At 71.1% G+C, this 17887-nt stretch carries 16 protein-coding genes and 2 pseudogenes; 10 read left to right on the top strand and 8 right to left on the bottom strand.

The window, feature by feature from the left end; genetic code table 11:
* Positions 1-133: 133 nt before the first annotated feature.
* On the bottom strand, positions 134-955 hold the full coding sequence (modA, locus tag ABZ471_RS18700) for a molybdate ABC transporter substrate-binding protein (RefSeq protein WP_359067840.1): 822 nt from the start codon (positions 953-955) through the stop codon (positions 134-136).
* 203 nt (positions 956-1158) lie between these two features.
* Between modA and ABZ471_RS18705 the strand changes: the two genes are divergently transcribed.
* Entirely contained in the window at positions 1159-1647 is a 489-nt protein-coding gene (locus ABZ471_RS18705) for a molybdopterin-dependent oxidoreductase (protein ID WP_359067842.1), read from the top strand.
* On the opposite strand, the pseudogene ABZ471_RS18710 reads toward ABZ471_RS18705, so the two are convergent.
* Positions 1562-1888: pseudogene (locus ABZ471_RS18710) on the bottom strand (aldehyde oxidase); the annotation flags it as partial. The gene ABZ471_RS18705 and the pseudogene ABZ471_RS18710 sit on opposite strands and share 86 nt — an antisense overlap.
* 87 nt (positions 1889-1975) lie before the next feature.
* Entirely contained in the window at positions 1976-2371 is a 396-nt protein-coding gene (locus ABZ471_RS18715; protein WP_359067844.1) for a helix-turn-helix transcriptional regulator, read from the bottom strand.
* Between the two features lie 125 nt (positions 2372-2496).
* On the opposite strand from ABZ471_RS18715, the gene ABZ471_RS18720 reads away from it, so the two are divergent.
* A complete protein-coding gene (locus ABZ471_RS18720; RefSeq protein WP_359067846.1) occupies positions 2497-3093 on the top strand; it encodes a DUF1707 domain-containing protein in 597 nt (198 codons plus the stop codon).
* A gap of 67 nt (positions 3094-3160) precedes the next feature.
* On the opposite strand, the gene ABZ471_RS18725 is transcribed toward ABZ471_RS18720, so the two are convergent.
* The 3 genes from ABZ471_RS18725 to ABZ471_RS18735 form a co-directional block, all read right to left on the bottom strand.
* Entirely contained in the window at positions 3161-5113 is a 1953-nt protein-coding gene (locus tag ABZ471_RS18725) for an amino acid transporter (protein WP_359067848.1), read from the bottom strand.
* Positions 5114-5807: 694 nt separating this feature from the next.
* Entirely contained in the window at positions 5808-6365 is a 558-nt protein-coding gene (locus ABZ471_RS18730) for a hypothetical protein (protein ID WP_359067850.1), read from the bottom strand.
* 123 nt (positions 6366-6488) lie between these two features.
* Complete coding sequence (locus tag ABZ471_RS18735; protein ID WP_359067852.1) at positions 6489-7019, bottom strand: universal stress protein; 531 nt, start codon at positions 7017-7019, stop codon at positions 6489-6491.
* A 318-nt stretch (positions 7020-7337) separates the two neighbouring features.
* On the opposite strand from ABZ471_RS18735, the gene ABZ471_RS18740 reads away from it, so the two are divergent.
* From ABZ471_RS18740 to ABZ471_RS18770, 7 genes and pseudogenes are all read left to right on the top strand, one after another.
* Positions 7338-7700, top strand: coding sequence for an SAV_915 family protein (locus tag ABZ471_RS18740; RefSeq protein WP_359067854.1), 363 nt, complete (start codon positions 7338-7340; stop codon positions 7698-7700).
* Entirely contained in the window at positions 7697-9037 is a 1341-nt protein-coding gene (gene lysA / locus ABZ471_RS18745) for a diaminopimelate decarboxylase (RefSeq protein WP_359067856.1), read from the top strand. Before ABZ471_RS18740 ends, lysA begins: the two co-directional genes overlap by 4 nt.
* A 178-nt stretch (positions 9038-9215) precedes the next feature.
* Positions 9216-10706, top strand: coding sequence for a glycoside hydrolase family 43 protein (locus ABZ471_RS18750; protein WP_359067858.1), 1491 nt, complete (start codon positions 9216-9218; stop codon positions 10704-10706).
* Between the two features lie 167 nt (positions 10707-10873).
* Complete coding sequence (locus ABZ471_RS18755) at positions 10874-12169, top strand: extracellular solute-binding protein (RefSeq protein WP_359067947.1); 1296 nt, start codon at positions 10874-10876, stop codon at positions 12167-12169.
* Positions 12170-12175: 6 nt separating this feature from the next.
* Positions 12176-13174 (top strand): sugar ABC transporter permease, encoded by a 999-nt coding sequence (locus tag ABZ471_RS18760; protein ID WP_359067860.1) that lies wholly within the window; start codon positions 12176-12178, stop codon positions 13172-13174.
* Positions 13175-13206: 32 nt separating this feature from the next.
* Positions 13207-13998, top strand: a complete 792-nt coding sequence (locus ABZ471_RS18765; RefSeq protein WP_359067948.1) for a carbohydrate ABC transporter permease — start codon at positions 13207-13209, stop codon at positions 13996-13998.
* 30 nt (positions 13999-14028) lie between these two features.
* Positions 14029-14435: pseudogene (locus tag ABZ471_RS18770) on the top strand (hypothetical protein); the annotation flags it as partial.
* Positions 14436-14557: 122 nt separating this feature from the next.
* Here the strand turns inward: ABZ471_RS18770 and ABZ471_RS18775 are convergent.
* Positions 14558-14764, bottom strand: a complete 207-nt coding sequence (locus ABZ471_RS18775; protein ID WP_359067949.1) for a DUF5999 family protein — start codon at positions 14762-14764, stop codon at positions 14558-14560.
* 364 nt (positions 14765-15128) lie between these two features.
* Positions 15129-15713: a hypothetical protein gene (locus tag ABZ471_RS18780; protein ID WP_359067862.1), complete on the bottom strand. Its 585-nt coding sequence runs from the start codon at positions 15711-15713 to the stop codon at positions 15129-15131.
* A gap of 567 nt (positions 15714-16280) precedes the next feature.
* Between ABZ471_RS18780 and ABZ471_RS18785 the strand changes: the two genes are divergently transcribed.
* Positions 16281-17798 (top strand): glutamate--cysteine ligase, encoded by a 1518-nt coding sequence (locus ABZ471_RS18785; protein WP_359067864.1) that lies wholly within the window; start codon positions 16281-16283, stop codon positions 17796-17798.
* Positions 17799-17887 lie beyond the last annotated feature (89 nt).

The raw sequence follows: 17887 nt of genomic DNA on the forward strand, positions 1-17887 counted from the left end.
GCGCCTGCGCGCGCGTACATGCGGACTCCTCGCGTCGAGCGAATACCGGCTGCACCAGCTCCCGTGCGGACGCGACGGCGCCGCGGCCCACCCGTGGGGGGGTCGGCCGCGGCGCCGGTCTTGTGGAGCGAGGTCACGGCTTGAGGAACCCGGCCCCGGTCAGGACCTTCTGGCCTTCGGCGGACTGCACCAGCTCGATGAACGCCTTGGCCGCCTCGGTGTTCTGAGCGTTCTTCAGCAGCGCGATCGGGTACGCGTTGATGGCCTTGGCCGACTCGGGGAACTCCACGCCCTCCACCTTGTCACCCGCCGCCTTCACATCGGTCTTGTAGACCACCGCGGCGTCGGCCTCCTTCAGCTCGACCTTCGTCAGGGCGCTCTTGACGTCCTGCTCGTAGGAGACCGGGGTGAGCTTCAGCTTGCTGGCGTCCAGGGCCTTCTGCGCGGCGGCGCCGCACGGCACGGTCTTGTCGCACAGGACGACCTTCAGACCGGACTTGGTGAGGTCCTTCAGGGAGGACACCTTGTCGGGGTTGCCCGGCAGGGTGGCGATCTCCAGCTGGTTGCGGACGAACGTGGCCGGGGTGCCGGTCGCGTCCTGCTTGTCGGTGACGATCTTCATGGTCTTGGGGCTGGCCGCGGCGAACACGTCCGCCGGGGCACCGCTGGTGATGCTCGCGGCGAGGGTGTCGCTGCCGCCGAAGTTGAAGCTGACCTTGGTGCCGGGGTGCGCCTTCTCGAACTCCTGGCCCAGGGTCGTGAAGCTCTCCTTGAGGGAGGCGGCAGCGAACACGGTGACCGTGCCGGACAGCTTCGGGGAGCCGGAGGCGGACGGGTCCGCCTTGGTGGTCGACGAGTCGTCGGAGGAGGAGCAGGCGCTCAGTGCCATCAGGGCGGCGGCTCCCGCACCGGCCAGCTGCAGCATCCGCCGGGTCCGGCGCACGGAACGGGTCATCACGGTCTACTCCTCGGGTTCTGTGGAACAACTGTCGCGCCCTGCCGCGGCCGGGCATCGGCCGTGCGGCGATGATTCTGCCGCATCTGCCAGGTGGAAGTCTCCTGTCGTATCGCATGAGCTGCGAAGTTGTGACGTAGAGCTTGCATGTGCGTTTGTACGGCGCTCACGCAGGGGTACGGTTCTGCGGGAGGTGGTCGCAGGTGACGCTCACAGAACTCGCCCTGACCGGCGATCTCGTTCGACCGGCCCGGCTGACCGTGCCGGATCTGCTCGGCTGGCCGCAGCACCGGGCGGACGTCAGCTTCGAGTGCGCGACCAGCGGCATCCAGCACCACCGGTTCGCCGGACCACGCCTGTACGACGTACTCGCCGATGCGGGGCCCGGCTTCGACCCGGTCCGGCGCAAGGACCGGCTGCGCTTCCTCATCGCCGTCACCGGCACCGACGGCCATCACGCTCTGCTGTCCTGGGCCGAGATCGACCCCGACTTCGCCGACGCGCCCGTGCTGCTCGCCGTCACGATCGACGGCACCCCGCTGGACGCGGCCGGCCCCCAGCTGGTGCTGCCGCAGGACCGCTGCGGGGCCCGGCACATCAGCGGGATCACGGCGATCCGGGTGGACGGGGGCTACGGCTTCGACGGTCCAGCGCCGGCCGCACCCGGTCGCGCGGCAGCGGCAGCTCCGTGAACCGTTCGCCCGTCGGGTCCCGCAGAGCGTCGGCCAGGGCAGGAGCGACCGGGGTGCAGGGACTCTCGCTCATCGACTTGGCGCCCAGCGGACCGATGGCGTCGGCCGTCTCCATGCAGTGCACCTCGGTGCGCGGCACGTCGGCGTACTGGGCGAGCCGGTAGCGGCGGAAGGAGGCGGTGTCCACCGCGCCCCGCTCGTCCAGCCGCACCTGCTCGACGAGCGTGGCGCCGAGCGCCTGGGGGCCCCGCCCTCGACCTGGGCTGGTTCGGACGCGGCCACCGAGGTGGTCTCCGGCGTGGTCCCGGAGGTGGTCTCGGCGGTGGTCTCAGGCGCGGTCGATGTGCACGTTCGTGGACTTCACGCGCGCGGTGGCCTCCATGCCGACCTCCAGGCCCAGTTCCTCCACGGCCTCCCGGGTCAGCAGGGAGACCAGCCGGTGCGGGCCCGCCTGGATCTCCACCTGGGCGGCGACGTCGCCGAGCTTGATGGCCGTGACGATACCCGGGAAGGCGTTGCGGACCGAGGTGTAGGAGGCGTCCTCCTCACCGCCGCCCGCCTTGGCCAGTTCGACCGAGAACGCGGCGAGGTCCTTGCCGTCGATGAGCCGTCGCCCAGCCTCGTCGCGATGGGTGGCCACCCGGCCCGCGTCGGCCCAGCGGCGGGTGGTGTCGGGGCTCACGCCGAGCAGCCGAGCCGCCTGGCCGATCGTGTAGGACTGCATGCGGGTCACGATAGGGCCACGGCCGGGGAACCAAGGACACGGGGTTGGCCGTTGGGTATAACGCGATATAGCGTTAGTGTGTGATGGCGGGTTCCCTGCGGGGGCGTCTGAATCGGGGTGAAGGTATGTCGGCCGAACTGCTGCGTACGGATGTGCCGTCCGGGCTGCGAGCCTCCCACGCGGACCGGGACCGCGTGGTCGACGCGGTGACGGCCGCCGCGGGGGACGGTCGGCTCACCGCCGAGGAGCACGAGGAGCGGGTGGCGGCAGCCCTGTCCGCCCGCACTCTCGGCGAACTCGCGGACCTGACGGCCGACCTGCCGGACGGGGCCGGGGCGGCGCCGGTCAAGGACATCGTCCGCATCGAGCAGCAGGGCTCCTCGGCCACGCGTGGCGCGGGCTGGTCGGTCCCGCGCCGGATGGAGATCCGGTCGCAATGGGGCGATGTGACCCTCGATCTCACCCAGGCGGTGATCACCCACGACACCCTCCACATCGACGTGGACCTGTGCGGCGGCACCCTTCGGCTGATCACCCGGCCCGGCGTGGTCGTGGACACCGACTCCCTGGTGATCGGCTACGGCAAGACCAAGGTGCGGCCCGCCGGGGAGCCCGGGACATCGGTCGTGCTGCGTGTGGAGATACACGGGCGGCTGAGCATGGGCCGGCTGGAGGTGCGGCCGCCGCGGCGGCTGTTCGGCAGGAGCACGGCGACGGGCTGAGGCGCAAGCCGTACTCCTGCCGAGGGGCCTGCGGCGCCCGCCGTCTTCCGGTCCGGCGGCGTTCGCCTCAGCCGGTGTGGACGCGGGGGCGCCGGGCGCGGTCAGGTTCCGCCTCGCGCAGGACCTCGCGGGTGACCGGGGCGACCTCGCCCTGCCCGAACAGGAAGAAGCGCAGGAAGTTGGCGAACGGGCTGCCCTCGGTCCACTCGAAGTAGATGTGCGGCGTGCAGCCCGTCACGTCCCGGACGTGGAGGAGGAGCGCGGCGAGGGCGTTGGGGATGGAGGCGGATTCCAGGGTCAGGACGCGGTAGCGGTTGTGCAGGACCTCGCCGCGTACGGTCAGGCCGGCCTCGAACTCGGAGGGGTCGGTGACCGTGACCTCGACGAAGACGAAGTCCTCCTGCTCGGGCATCTCGTTGTCGGCCCGGATCTGCTCGATCTTGTCGCGGTACTCGGCCTTGTCTCGCTGATCGGGCTCGTTGGCGATGAACCGGATCTTGCGGCTGGCCATATCCCTGACGAATCGTTCCGCCATCGGATCCATCGTCACGCTGGTCACGCGGAGTTCGAACGCGCGGGCCAGCCGGGACAGCAGCGAGACCAGGATGATGCCGATGATGAAGCAGGCGCCGATCTTCACACCGTCGGGGCGCTCGATGACGTTCACGACGGTCGTGTACAGGAACACCACGGAGATGATCGCGAAGGTGATGGTCCAGCCGTGCTGGCCCGCCTTGCGGGCGGCGATGGTCACCGCGATCGCGGCGGAGCTGATGAGCACCAGCACGCCGGTGGCGTAGGCGCCGCCCTGTGCGTCGACGTCGGCGTCGAAGATCCAGGTGACCAGGAAGGCGATGAGCGTGAAGACGATGACCATCGGGCGGACGGCACGTGCCCAGTGCGGGGCCATGCCGTAGCGGGGCAGGTACCGCGGCATGAGGTTGAGCAGGCCGGCCATGGCGGAGGCGCCGGCGAACCACAGGATGGCGATGGTCGAGACGTCGTAGACCGTGCCGAAGGCTCCGCCCAGGTACTCGTGCGCGAGATAGGCGAGCGCACGGCCGTTGGCCTGGCCGCCGGACTTGAACTCGTCCGCCGGGATCAGCAGCGTGGTGATGAAGCTGGTGGTGATCAGGAAGACGCTCATGATCAGGGCGGCGGTGGTCAGCAGCTTCTTGGTGTCCCGGATCCGGCCGGTCGGGCGCTCCTCGGTGTCGTCGTCGTCGCCCTGGACGTGCGGCATGACGGCGACGCCGGTCTCGAAGCCGGACAGGCCGAGGGCGAGCTTCGGGAAGACGATCAGGGCCACGCCGATCATGACGAAGACGTTGCCGTGTTCCGTGGTCAGCGCGCTGGTCCAGTCGGTGATCACGTGCCCGGCGGTGACGACGTGATACAGGCCGACGATCACGACGACGAGGTTGAGCGTGAGGTAGATGCCGACCAGGGCGACGGCGACGCCGATGGCCTCCAGGAAGCCCTTGAGGAACACCGCGCCGAGCAGGGCCACCAGGAAGAGGGTGATCAGCACCTGATGGTCGTGGAGCGTGCTGGTGAGGTGCGGGTTCTCCACGAGGTGGGTGGAGGCGTCGGCGGCGGAGAGGGTGATGGTGATCAGGAAGTCGGTGGCCGCGAAGCCCAGCAGGGTGAGGACGAACAGCTTGCCCTGCCAGAAGGAGAGCAGCCGCTCCAGCATCGCGATGGAGCCCTCGCCGTGGGGGCTCTCCTCGGCCACCCGGCGGTAGACCGGCAGGGCGCCGGCCAGGGTGACTATGACGAGCACGATGGTCGCGACGGGCGACAGCAGACCGGCCGCCAGGGCCGCGATGCCCGGCTGGTAGCCGAGGGTGGAGAAGTAGTCGACGCCGGTCAGGCACATCACGCGCCACCAGCGCTGGCCTTTGTGCGCGGGCTCCGGCTCGGCCGCGGGTCCGGCATGACCGCTCTTGCTCATGTCGGACAGCCCCTCCAGCATCCAGGTGCGCAGGCGACTGGGAGGAGGGTGCTCGGTCGTGGCCATCGGCGTGCTCCTGGTGTGCGGCTCAGCTGATTCAGGCCATCACGCGGACGGCGGCACCAGCGTAAGCAGAGAGTGACGCCTGGGCCCGCGCATCCGGGGCGCCGGGGCGTCAATCTTGCGTTAAGAAAGACCCGACGGGGCAAGGTGACGCATCAAGAGTGGGAGGCCCGGAGGCCGATGGGGCGTGTTGGGCTGTATGGGGGAGGGCAGCCGTACGACGGAATACTGAACACCGAGCGTCATACGGAAGTCCGGACACCGAGCGTCATCGCGCACGACACACTCCCTCCATGCTGCTCCGCCCGAACGGGAATCGCAGCCGCAACCAGGGGGCCTCCGGCGTGGGGTGCGGGTGCGGGTGCGGGTGCGGGTGCAGGTACGGGGTCGGCCTGGGCCCGCTCGACGGGGAGGGGGCGGACAGCCGCCCGTCACGGCCGCCCGGGGTCGATACGCCTAGGGCCTGTCCGGCGGATCAGGCCGGCTTCAGCGAGCGGTGACTCATCAGCGCAGGTGAGCGGGGTCTGGTGCGTGCAGCTGCAAGGCGGGGAGGGCGGCGACGCGATGGGGGTCCCTCCGTGCGAGCGCAGCCGAGCGTGGGGGAGTCGGCGAGTGACGACAACGCGGCTGGCCGTACCCCCTCCGGGGGAGGGTGTGCCAGCCCCCAGCGATTCCGGCATGATCCGCCGGACAGGCCCTAGTCCAGGCCCGACGTCCTGAACACCGTCCGGGCCGTTTCGCGGTCGATGCGTTCTGCCAGGTGCCGCAGGGCCGTGGTGCCGCAGAGGAGGGTGCCGGACCTCTGGGCGGTGCGGGCTGCCTCGGCGAGGTGGTACCAGAGGTCGGGGTTGTGGAGCAGGACGTCGGGGTCGATCTCGACCCGGCTGCCGAACGCGTCGCGCAGGACCAGCCGCTGGGCGACGCCGCCCAGCGGGCGCACCGCGACCAGCAGGTCGGTGCGGACCCGGCGGGTGCGCAGCAGGCGACGGGAGGCCAGCCAGCCCTCGCCGGCCGAGACGCGGGCGGGCACCAGCACCAGGAAGAGGAGCAGGGCCAGCGAGACCCACAGGGCCGAGCGCCACCAGCTGAGCGTGCCGGCCACCAGGTCGACGAGCAGGAGCAGGCCGAGCAGTACGGCCGCGCAGCGGACCGAGCTGAGGAGGTCCGGGGCGTACTGGCGGTCGTACGCGACCGGACCGGTGCCGTGCGGGTGCGGTGCCGTCACCTCGGGGCGGGCGTCGTCGCGATGCTCCATGGGTTCGACGGTAGAGACGAGCGGGCCGGGTGGGACCTGGCTGTGCCGTTCGTTGACGGGAACCTGACGGCACGACGGGGTCTGTTGACGCGCCCGCAGCGCCGGGCCCCCGTCGGCCATCCCTCACAGGCCCCTGGTGTCCATGCGCAGATGCCATGCGTTGCGGCGGTGGACCGCCACCAGGTCGGACTCCAGCGGCGACGGCGGCACCGCGAGGACCGGGCAGCCCGCGTGCGTGAGGCAGTGCCGGGAGACCCGACCGGAGAAGGCGCGCTGCAGGCCGCGCCGGCCGGCCCCGACGACCAGGACGTCGTCCTCACGGTCGGCGGTCGCCACCAGCACCCTGCCCGGTGTGCCGCGGACGATGACGGCGTGCATCGGCACCCCCGGCCCGTCCTCGCCGAAGATCTCGTCGAGCACGGAGGCCAGCCGCTGCTTGGCCAGCCGCTGCCACTCCTCGACCAGCAGACCGGCAGCGGGGGAGCGGCGTGCGGCGGGATCGCCGCCGGGCGGCTCCCAGGCCAGCACCGGCCACAGCTCCGCTCCCAGGCGCCGGGCAAGCGCCGTGGCCCGGCGCAGGGCCGTGACGCTGCCCAGAGAACCGCTCACGCCGACCACCACACGGGCGGCCACCGAGGCGTCGTAACCGGACATGACTCCACCGTTTTCTCGCGCATGCCCGCGGGCGACCCCCGCGGGTGGGCCCGTGCGCAGGGCCTCCCTCCCATCCCACTCCCGTGCAGGCGATTCGACCAGCCGGCGAACCCCTTTCCTGGCAGGTCCCTGACGGCCCCGGCCGCCGAGGCGTCCGCCCCCGTCAGCATCCCGTCAGCGTCGTCCCGTTCCGCGTCAGCAACGCGTCATGAGACGTCGGAGCACCGGCCCGGTCGGGCATAGCGTCGAGACAGCCCCGGTCCGCCTCCCCGCGTCCGGGGCACTCAAGACCACCGAGCTGTACCCAGGAGGCAACCCATGACCGAACTCGTCTGCGGTGACGACCCGGAGCCTTCCGAACGCACCCCGGCCGGACCCCTGTTCGTCCCCGTCCGGCCGGGACCCGCCGGGTGCGTGGCCCGCCTGTTCCGCACCCCGCTCGGCGACCGCACGGCCGTCGCCTTCACCTCCGTCCGCCGGCTGGCGGGCACGCTCGGCCCCGACCAGCCGTGGATCCGGCTCGCCGAGCCCGCGCTGCGCGCGCTGAGCGCCCCGCTCGGCGCCACCACCGTCACCGTCGACCCGACGCTCTCGGCCCCGGCCCCGGCCCCGGCCCCCGCACCCGCGGCGCCGACCGTGCCGTCTCCGGCCGTCCGGGTCACGGAGGGGAGCACCCGATGACCACCCTGCACGAAGCCGCCGTCACCACGGCACCCGCCGCCCCCGCCGGCCTCTCCGTCTGGCCCGCCTCCGCCACCGAGCCCCACCCCGGCGACCTGGCCGTCGGCGGTGTCCCGCTCGCCGAGGTCGCGGACCGGTTCGGCACTCCCGTCTACGTCCTCGACGAGGGCGAGGTGCGCGAGCGCTGCCGTACCTACCGGCAGGCCTTCCCCGACGCCGAAGTCCTGTACGCGGCCAAGGCGTTCCTGTGCCGGGCCATGGTCCGCTGGACGGACGAGGAGGGGCTGGGCCTCGACGTCTGCTCGGCCGGTGAGCTGGAGCTTGCGGTCACCGCCGGGTTCCCGCCCGAGCGGATCGTGCTGCACGGCAACGCCAAGTCGCCGCGCGACCTGGAGACGGCGCTGCGTCTCGGCGTGGGCCGGATCGTGATCGACAGCCCTGTGGAGATCGCCCGGCTGGCCGCCGCCCTCGGGCCCGACGGCCGGCAGCAGGTGCTGGTCCGGGTGGTGCCCGGAGTCGCCGCGGGCGGGCACGAGAAGATCCGCACGGGCACCGAGGACCAGCAGTTCGGCCTCTCCCTCTCCGACGGTCACGCCCAGCACGCCATCGCCCGCATACTCGACCAGCCGCAGCTGCACCTCATGGGCCTGCACTGCCACTTGGGCTCACAGATCACCAGCGTGAAGCCGTACGTCACCGCCGTGCGCCGCATGGTCGGCCTGCTCGCCCGGCTGCGCGACCAGCACGGCCTCGTCCTGCCCGAACTCGACCTCGGCGGCGGCCACGGCATCGCGTACCGTCCCGGCGAACCGGCCCTCGACCCGGCCGTCCTGGCCCGCAGGGTCCGCGCCGAACTCATCGCGGCCTGCGCGGCGTCCGGCCTGCCGGTACCTCGCCTGATCATCGAGCCCGGCCGTGCGATCGCCGGCCCGGCCGGCATCGCCGTCTACCACGTCCTCGCCGTCAAACGCACCGGCGACCACACCTTCGTGGCGGTCGACGGCGGCATGAGCGACAACCCGCGGCCCGCCCTGTACGGCGTCCGCTACGCGCCCCGCCTGATCGGTCGGCCGGTCACCGCGCCCCTGGCCCCGGTGACCGTCGTGGGCCGGCACTGCGAGGCCGGTGACGTCCTCGCCGAGGCCGAACTCCCCGCCGACGTACACCCCGGCGACCTGCTCGCGGTCCCCGTGGCCGGCGCGTACCAGCTCGCCATGGCCTCCGCCTACAACCTGGTCGGCCGCCCACCCGTCGTCGCCGTGCACGCGGGCCGAGCCCGCCTGCTGGTCCGCCGCGAGTCGCTGGCCGACCTGAGCAGCCGGGACGTGGGCGTCTGACACCACCCCGTCCGGCATCGCTACGCCGCGCACCGGACTCCCGGGCGGACCGGTCTTCCCTCCCTCGCCGACCGGCCCGCCCGGGCCTTGTTGCCGCTCCGTTCTCCTGAGCCCCACCGTAGGCTGTCAGTAAAATTCGCCGCCAGGTTCGAAACTTTCGACACCTTGTGAGGCGTACATGCTGACGTACGACAACCCCGTCATCCCCGGCTTCCACCCCGACCCGAGCGTGTGCCGCGTGGGGGACGACTACTACCTGGTCTGCTCCAGCTTCGCGTACTTCCCCGGCCTCCCGCTGTTCCACAGCCGGGACCTGGTGCACTGGCGTCAGATCGGCAACGTCCTCGACCGGCCCGGGCAGTTGGCGCTGCCCGACGACGTACCGGCCTCCGGCGGTGTCTACGCGCCGACCATCAGGCACCACGAGGGGCTCTTCCACGTCGTCACCACCGCCGTGGGTGCCGGAGGCACCTTCCTCGTCACCGCCGAACGTCCCGAGGGTCCGTGGTCGGACCCGGTGTGGATCGACCTGCCCGGCATCGACCCCGACCTCGCCTGGGACGAGGAGGGCCGGTGCTGGTGCGCCATGGCCGGGGTCACGGTGGCCCGCATCGATCCGCGGACCGGGAAGGTGCTCGAAGGACCGCTGCCGATGTGGTCCGGCACCGGGTACAAAGACCCCGAGGCGCCGCACCTGTACCGGATCGGCGACTGGTGGTACCTGTTGCTCGCCGAGGGCGGCACCGCGCTCGGCCACGGCGTCGCGGCCGCCCGCGCCCGCTCACCCCGCGGCCCCTGGGAACCGGCGCCCGGCAACCCGCTGCTGTCCCACCGCGGCACCGGCCTGCCCGTCCAGTCCACCGGCCACGCCGATCTCGTCCAGGCGGCCGACGGCGGCTGGTGGATGGTGCTGCTGGGCACCCGGCCGCGCGGCTACTTCCCGGAGTTCCATGTCCTCGGCCGGGAGACCTTCCTGGTACCGGTGGAGTGGGCGGACGGCTGGCCCCGGGTGGGGCCGGTGCGGGAGCGGCACCCGGCGCCGGCGGCCTGGGCGCCCCGCCGGCCCACGCCCGTCCGGGACGACTTCACCGACCGGGCTCTCGCTCCGCACTGGGTGTCCCCGCACCGCCGGCCCGACGGCTGCTGGTCCCTGGACGAGCAGCCGGGCCGGCTGACGCTGACGGCCACCGGTGACAGCCTCGACCGGCCCGGGCACACGCTCGTCGGCCGCCGCCAGCAGCACCACGACTGCCGGGCCGCCGTGCTGATGGAACCCGGACCGTCGTCGAGGGCCGGGCTGTCCGTGCGCCTGGACGAGGCCCATCACTACGACCTCGAAGTGGCCGGGGGAGTGGCGGCCGTGGTCCTGCGGATCGGCCCGGTGCGGCAGCGGATCGCCGAACACCCGGTGCCCGCGGGCCCGGTCACCCTGGCCGTCGACATCCGCGCGACCGGGCAGCCGGCACCGCTGACCGGACCCGACACCGTCGCCTTCTCGGTCGAAACTTCCGAAGGGTCCGTCCGGCTGGCCGAACTGGACGGCCGCTATGTCTCCACCGAGGTGGCCGGCGGGTTCACCGGCCGTGTCCTCGGCATGTACGTCACCCAGGGACGCGCGGCCTTCGACTGGTTCGACTACGAGCCCATCGGCTCGTGCACGACACCTTGACGCTCCCCACACGCCTTCCTAGAGTCGCCGTTCGGAACGTTCGGAGCTTGAGTCGAATGTTTCGGCCCGCCGGAATGCGGTCAACGATCCGTCGGCATGCGGTGGGCCCGCTTTTTCTTGTCGGGACCCTCTCCGAAGCAACTCCGAAAGTTTCGAAGGAGCGCATGATGGGCGACCCTGCACTGTCCCGCCGCGGCTTCCTGGCGGCCTCCGTCGCCGCCGGTCTCGGTGCGACCGCACTCACCGGCTGCGGCGGCGACTCGGACGGAGGGTCGTCCTCGGGGACGACCACGATCGAGTGGTGGAACATCTCGACCACGGAGCCGACCAGGACCGTCTGGGCCAGCCTTGCCAAGAAGTTCGAGGCCCAGAACCCCAGGGTGAAGGTGAAGATCGTCCAGCTGGAGAACGACGCCTACAAGTCGAAGATGACCGCCCTGACCGCATCCGGGAAGCTGCCGGACATCTTCCACACCTGGGGCGGCGGTGTGCTCAGACAGCAGGTCGACGCGGGTCTGGTCGAGGACCTCACCGACCGCACCAAGCCGTGGGCGGGCGGGCTCCAGGAGGTGGCCAAGCAGCCGTACCTCCTCGACGCCAAGGTGTACGGCATCCCGTTCGACATGGGCATGATCGGCTTCTGGTACAACGAGGCTCTCTTCAAGCAGGCTGGGATCAGCACGCCCCCGACCACCTGGAGCGGCTTCCTGGACGCCGTACGCAGGCTGAAGGCCAAGGGCATCACCCCTCTGGCCCTCGCCGGTAAGGAGAAGTGGCCCGGGATGTACTACTGGGCCTACCTCGCGATGCGCACCGCAGGCGTCGACGCCCTGCAGAAGGCCTACGACGCCCAGGACTTCACCGGGTCCGGATTCGTCGAGGCCGGACAGCACCTCAAGGACCTCGTCGCGCTCCAGCCGTTCCAGAAGGGCTTCCTCGGCGCCGCGTACTCCACGCCCACCGGACAGGCCGCGACCGTCGGCAACGGCAAGGCGGCCATGGAACTCATGGGCCAGTGGGCCCCGGTCGTGGAGGCCGACGCGGGCAAGGGACTCGGCGCGAACCTCGGCTTCTTCCCGTTCCCCGCGGTCGAGGGCGGCAAGGGCACCATCACCGAGGTGTTCGGCGGTGGCGGCGGGCACGCCCTGCGCAGAGGGGCCCCGCAGGCGGCCGTGGACTTCCTGGAGTTCTTCGCCTCCGAGGCCACCGACGTCGAACTCGTCAAGAAGACCGGTGTCCTCCCCGTGGTACCGGCCGCCGCGAGCGCCCTCACCGACCCCAACACCAAGGCCGTGCAGGCCCAGTTGACGGGCGCCACCGGCTTCCAGCTCTACCTCGACCAGGCGTACGCGCCCGCCGTCGGCCAGGAGGTCAACGACAGCGTCGCCGCGCTCATCGCCGGCTCCAAGTCCCCTGAGCAGGTCGCGCAGTCGATCACCAGGACCGCGAAGGAAGAGCAGTAGGCGGCGATGACCTCCCCCTTTCTCCCGGACAAGCGGTCGGGTCCCGATGTCGCCCTGCCGTCCCCGGCCGCATCTGCGGCCCGGGGGCGGGCGCGGCGGCGCACCCTGAACTGGCTCACCGCGATCGGCTTCCAGGTGCCCGCACTGGTGCTGTTCATCGCGCTGGTGCTGCTCCCGATGCTGTTCGCGCTGTACGCCGCTTTCTTCCGCTGGGGCGGCTTCGGCATGCCCTCCGACTACACGGGCACGGACAACTTCACCCGGCTCTTCCAGGACCCGGTCTTCCTGGGCGACCTGTGGCGCTGCCTGGTCCTGGTCGTCCTGTCGCTCGCCCTGCAACTGCCCTTCGCGCTCGCCATGGCCGTGGCGCTCAACCAGCGGCTGCGCGGGCGGGCCGTGTACCGGATGCTGTTCTTCGCGCCGTACGTCCTGTCCGAGGCCATCACCGGCGTGCTGTTCAGCATGGTCTTCGCCCCGGACGACGGACTCGCCGACCACGTCCTCGGCGGCATCGGCCTGGACGGTCTGGGTGGGGAGTGGTTCGCCGACCCCTCCTCCGTCATGGCGACCCTCTTCCTCGTCATGACGTGGAAGTACTTCGGCTTCCACATGATGCTCTACCTGGCCGGACTCCAGGCCGTCCCGGCCGAGTTGACGGAGGCGGCGCTGATCGACGGCGCCGGCCCCTGGCAGCGCTTCCGCAACGTCACCCTGCCGCTGCTCGCGCCCACCCTGCGCATCAGCGTCTTCCTGTCCGTCATCGGGTCCATCCAGCTGTTCGACCTGGTGTGGGTGGTCACCCAGGGCGGCCCCGACCACCACTCCGAGACGATGGCCGTGACCATGTTCCAGTACGGCTTCAAGCGCTACCAGGTCGGCTACGCCGGCGCGATCAGCGTGGTCATGTTCGGCATCTGCCTGGTCTTCGCCCTCGCCTACCAGCGGTTCGTGCTGCGCCGCGACCTCGAAGGCGCCACCACGACGATGAGGGGAGACGGCAAGTGAACCGGAAGACCGCAAGGACCCTGCCCCTGCACATGATCCTCGTGGCCGTCGGCGCGGTGATGGCCGTACCCCTGGTGTACGCCGTCCTCTCGGGCTTCAAGTCCACCGACGAACTCTCCAGCAACCCGTTCGGACTGCCCGAGCACTGGCTGACCGGCAACTACACCGGCATCCTCGGCTCGGGCGACTTCTGGCGGCTGGTCGGCAACAGCACGCTGATCGCGGTGGGCACGACCGTGCTCGTGGTCGCCGTGTCCGCGCTCGCGGCCTTCTCCTTCGCCCGGTTCGCCTTCCGCGGGCGGGAGGTGCTGTTCACCGTCTTCACGATGGGGCTGATGTTCCCCTTCGCCGTGGCCGCCCTGCCGCTGTTCCTGCTGCTGCGCCACCTGGACCTGCTGGACAACCCGCTGGGCGTGATCCTTCCGCAGGCCGCCTTCGGGCTGCCTATGACGATCATCATCCTGCGCGGCTTCTTCAGGGACATCCCCGGCGAGCTGGAGGAGGCGGCCACCCTCGACGGCTGCAGCTCCTTCGGGTTCTTCTGGCGGGTGCTGCTGCCCATGGCGCGGCCCGCGCTCGGCACCGTATCCGTCCTCGCCGTGGTCACCAGCTGGAACAACTTCTTCCTGCCGCTGCTGGTGTTCACCGACTCGAAGTGGTGGACCCTGCCCATCGGCGTCCAGCAGTTCCAGGGCCAGTACTCGACGGAGTACGCCCGCGTCTTCGCCTATCTCGTGCTCGCCATGGTGCCTGCCCTCGCCTTCTACTCGGTCGCCGAGCGCCAGCTCGTCGGGGGCCTCACCGCCGGCGCGACCAAGGGCTGAGCACACCCTTCGAGAAACAGGAGTCGCACCATGCCCATGAGGCGCCGCGGACTCGTCGGTGTCCTGGTGGCCGCCGGCCTCGCCACCGGCCCCCGCCGCCCAGGCCCACGAGCGGCAGCCCACCCTCGCCGACCTCGCGCAGCGGCACGGCCGGTACTTCGGCAGCGCCACCGACAACCCCGAACTCACCGACTGCGCCTACACGAAGATCCTCGGCAGCGCGCCCCGGCTGCAACGCCGCAACGCCGACGCGCTGCGCTGGGCCCACCAGGCCGACCCGCACGCCCGGCTCCACCTCAACGACTACAACATCGAGGCCGTCGGCCCGAAGAGCGACGCCCTGGATCCCGGCCTTGTTCCCGGGCGCGGGGGCGCCCCTGCCGTGGGACGAGCAGTTGAACCCGAAGCCGGCCTGCTCCGCACTGCGGGAGGCGCTGCGACAGCACCCGGCTACGGGCAGTAGCCACCCACGGAGACACGCCGGGGCCGGTGCGCACCATGCGTGTGCGGCCGGCCCCTTGGGGTCACCGGGCGGTACAGCGGACCGCCCGGGGTGCTGCTAGGCGGCGGTCATCACCCGGTCCGCACCGAGCGGGCGGTGCGGGGCGATGACGCGGCCGTCGGGCAGCAGCTCACCTGTGTCCTCGAAGAGCAGGACGCCGTTGCACAGCAGGCTCCACCCCTGCTCCGGGTGGTGCGCCACGTGACGGGCGGACTCCCGGTCGGCGGACTCTGCGGTGGGACACGGCGGCTGGTGCTGGCACATGGGTGGGATCTCTCGCTCTGTCGTGGTCATGTCCGTCCCCCGTGGTGATTGTCGGTCGGAACCCAGTGTTGCCCTCTGGGCGTCATTCCGCAGGGATTTCGCGGCACCGCTTCTCACAGGTTCATGACGCGTCACCCGCGCGGACGGTTCATTTCAACTGCACTGTCCCTTTGGGTGGTTCTGGGGGGCCGGATAGGGCTAGTCCGGACGGAAGAGATTCCTTCTCGGCTCGTAGGAGCGGGTAATTGCTCGTACGAGCGCATTCTATTCCCTCTGGCCTCCGCCGCCGCGGAAAAGTATCCGTATCCCGGAACAAACAGGCGTACCCCGCTTCCCTTCCGGGTAGCGGGGTACGCGGGAGCCGTCAGGCGTGCGAGCCGAGCAGCGGGACCGGGGTCGCCCGGTGGGTCAGCACCGGAAGCAACTCGGAGACCCGGTGGGCCCGGTGGGCGGAGATGCCGGGGGGTGCCGGGGCCAGTGGTATCAGCAGGTCGGTGGCGGCCGGATGGCCCTCGGCGGCGTCGGCGGCGACCTCGCCGTGCAGCCACAGGGTGAGCATGTACAGGCCGGGTACCGACAACAGGCGCGGCTGGTACGGCTGCTGCAGCGCCTCGGCCTGCTGCACGGCCCGCTCGGTGGAGACGACGTAGGGGCCCTCGAAGAAGTGCGAGAAGGCCCAGCCGTCCGGGGTCAGCATGGTGTCGGCCGCGGCCACCGCGCGGTCGCCGCAGCGGATCAGGAAGCGCCATCCGGCCAGCCGGGTCGCGGACAGGCCCTGCGCGGTGATTCGGTCCAACACATGTACGGGCAGCGGCAGTTCGGGTGTCGCGGGTCCCTGTGCGGCGCGCAGGGAGGGGGTTTTGGCCTCGCGGACCGCGGTGGGGGAACCGAGGGCCGTGAGGACGGAGCGCAGGGCGGGCGCGGGGGCAGGGGGCACGTGCAGCGGCATGGTGGGTCGCCTCTCGTTCGACAGGCGCGGCGGCGCGAGGAGGGTGGGGCGGACGGCGCTGTCTGCTCACGGGTGGCCTGAGAGATGGGGCCCGGATCGGTGAACGAGGGTACGGCTGAGGCCTGCCGTCCATCACCTTGACGGCAGAAACACGACGGGAACCGGGACCGCGGGCCCCAACCTTAGGCCTTCATCGCGAAGTTTATACGACACGTGTTCAGACGAAGTTTCGTCTATCGCATTCCGGTGGGCCGGGCAAGGTGTCATTCGGCCGATGATTCGCGCTCATCATCCCGGGTTCCCGCCTGGGCCGCGCTGCTGACCTCGGAATACACCATCACTGCGGTCGGCCGAATGTCGTCGGCGTTTTTCACGAGACGATCTGGGCACCCGAAGGTGCGTGGTGCGGCATGCCTCGTGAATGTGCCGCAGGGAACATTCCGACAGAGTAGCGGGTGCCGGGCCCGCAGGAGACGTTATCGATCGCTTCGGCTGGGCATCATCCCACCTGACCCGGGACCCCGGCGGCCGGATCTGCGGCGCGCCCATCCGAGGAGGGACACTTCGATGGGGGAGAAGGTCGTGGCGGGGCGGTTCGATCTGTCCGATCGCCAGCGCTACCGCGAAAAGCTCCGAAAGTGTCTGGCGGGACTGGAGCGGCTGCTGGTCGAGAAGCGGTTCGATCGCCCGAAGAACCTCATGGGGGTGGAGATCGAATTGAATCTCGCCGGCCCCGACGGCTCGCCGAAAATGTTGAACGGGCAGGTACTCGAGCGCATCGCGAGCCGCGATTTCCAAACAGAACTCGCCATGTTCAATCTGGAAGTGAACATAGCCCCACACCGGTTGGGTGGCCGGGTATTCGACCGGCTCGCCGAGGAACTGCGCACCTCCCTGGCCTACGCCGACCGGAAGGCCGGCGAGGTGGACGCCGGAATCGTGATGATAGGCATTCTGCCCACGCTCGGCCGTGACGACCTGGTCTCGGCCAACCTCTCCGCGGTGGACCGCTACACCCTGCTCAACGACCAGATCGTCGCCGCCCGGGGCGAGGACTTCCTGCTCGACATCGCGGGCGTGGAGCATCTGACCTGCACCTCCAAGTCCATCGTCCCCGAGGCCGCGTGCACCTCGGTACAGCTGCACCTCCAGGTCACCCCGGCCCGCTTCGCCGACGTGTGGAACGCGGCGCAGGCGGCGTGCGCCGCGCAGATCGCCGTCGGCGCCAACTCGCCCTTCCTGTTCGGGCGCGAGCTGTGGCGTGAGTCCCGGCCGCCGCTGTTCCTGCAGGCCACCGACACGCGCCCGCCCGAACTCCAGGCCCAGGGGGTGCGGCCGCGCACCTGGTTCGGCGAGCGCTGGATCTCCTCCGCCTACGACCTGTTCGAGGAGAACCTGCGCTTCTTCCCGGCCCTGCTGCCGATCTGCGACGAGGAGGAGCCGCTGGAGGTGCTCGACGCCGGCGGCATACCCAGGCTGGCCGAACTCGTCCTGCACAACGGCACGGTGTACCGCTGGAACCGGCCCGTGTACGACGTAGCGGACGGCGTCCCGCACCTCAGGGTGGAGAACCGGGTGCTGCCGGCCGGGCCCACCATCACCGACGTGATCGCCAACGCGGCCTTCTACTACGGCCTGGTGCGCGCGCTCGCCGAGGAGTCGCGCCCGGTGTGGACCCGGCTGCCGTTCGCCGCGGCCGAGGCCAACTTCGACGCGGCGTGCCGGGACGGCATCGACGCGCGCTTCGTCTGGCCGCGGCGCGGACGCTACGGCGGCACCGGCGAGGTCGACGCGGTCACCCTGGTCCGTGACGAGCTGCTGCCGCTGGCCTCGGCGGGCCTCGACGCGTGGGGCGTGGAGGCCGCCGACCGGGATCTCTACCTGGGCGTCATCGAGGAGCGGTGCCGACGCCGGGTCAACGGGGCGTCCTGGCAGGCGGCCACCTTCCACCGGGCCCTGGAACAGGGCCTCAGCCGGGAGGCGGCCCTCGCCGCGACGACACGCCGCTACGCCGAGCTGATGCAGGTGGGGGAACCCGTCCACACCTGGCCGGTGGGGCTGCCCGAGCCGGTGCCGCTGGGCTGAGGACCGCCGGTCCATGCGGCGAGCCCCGCCCGGGCAAGCACTCCGGAGGCCGATCAGGCATGCTGTGACCTCGCATGACCGGATTCGAC

The organism is Streptomyces sp. NPDC005728, assembly GCF_040630895.1.
Taxonomy (GTDB): domain Bacteria; phylum Actinomycetota; class Actinomycetes; order Streptomycetales; family Streptomycetaceae; genus Streptomyces.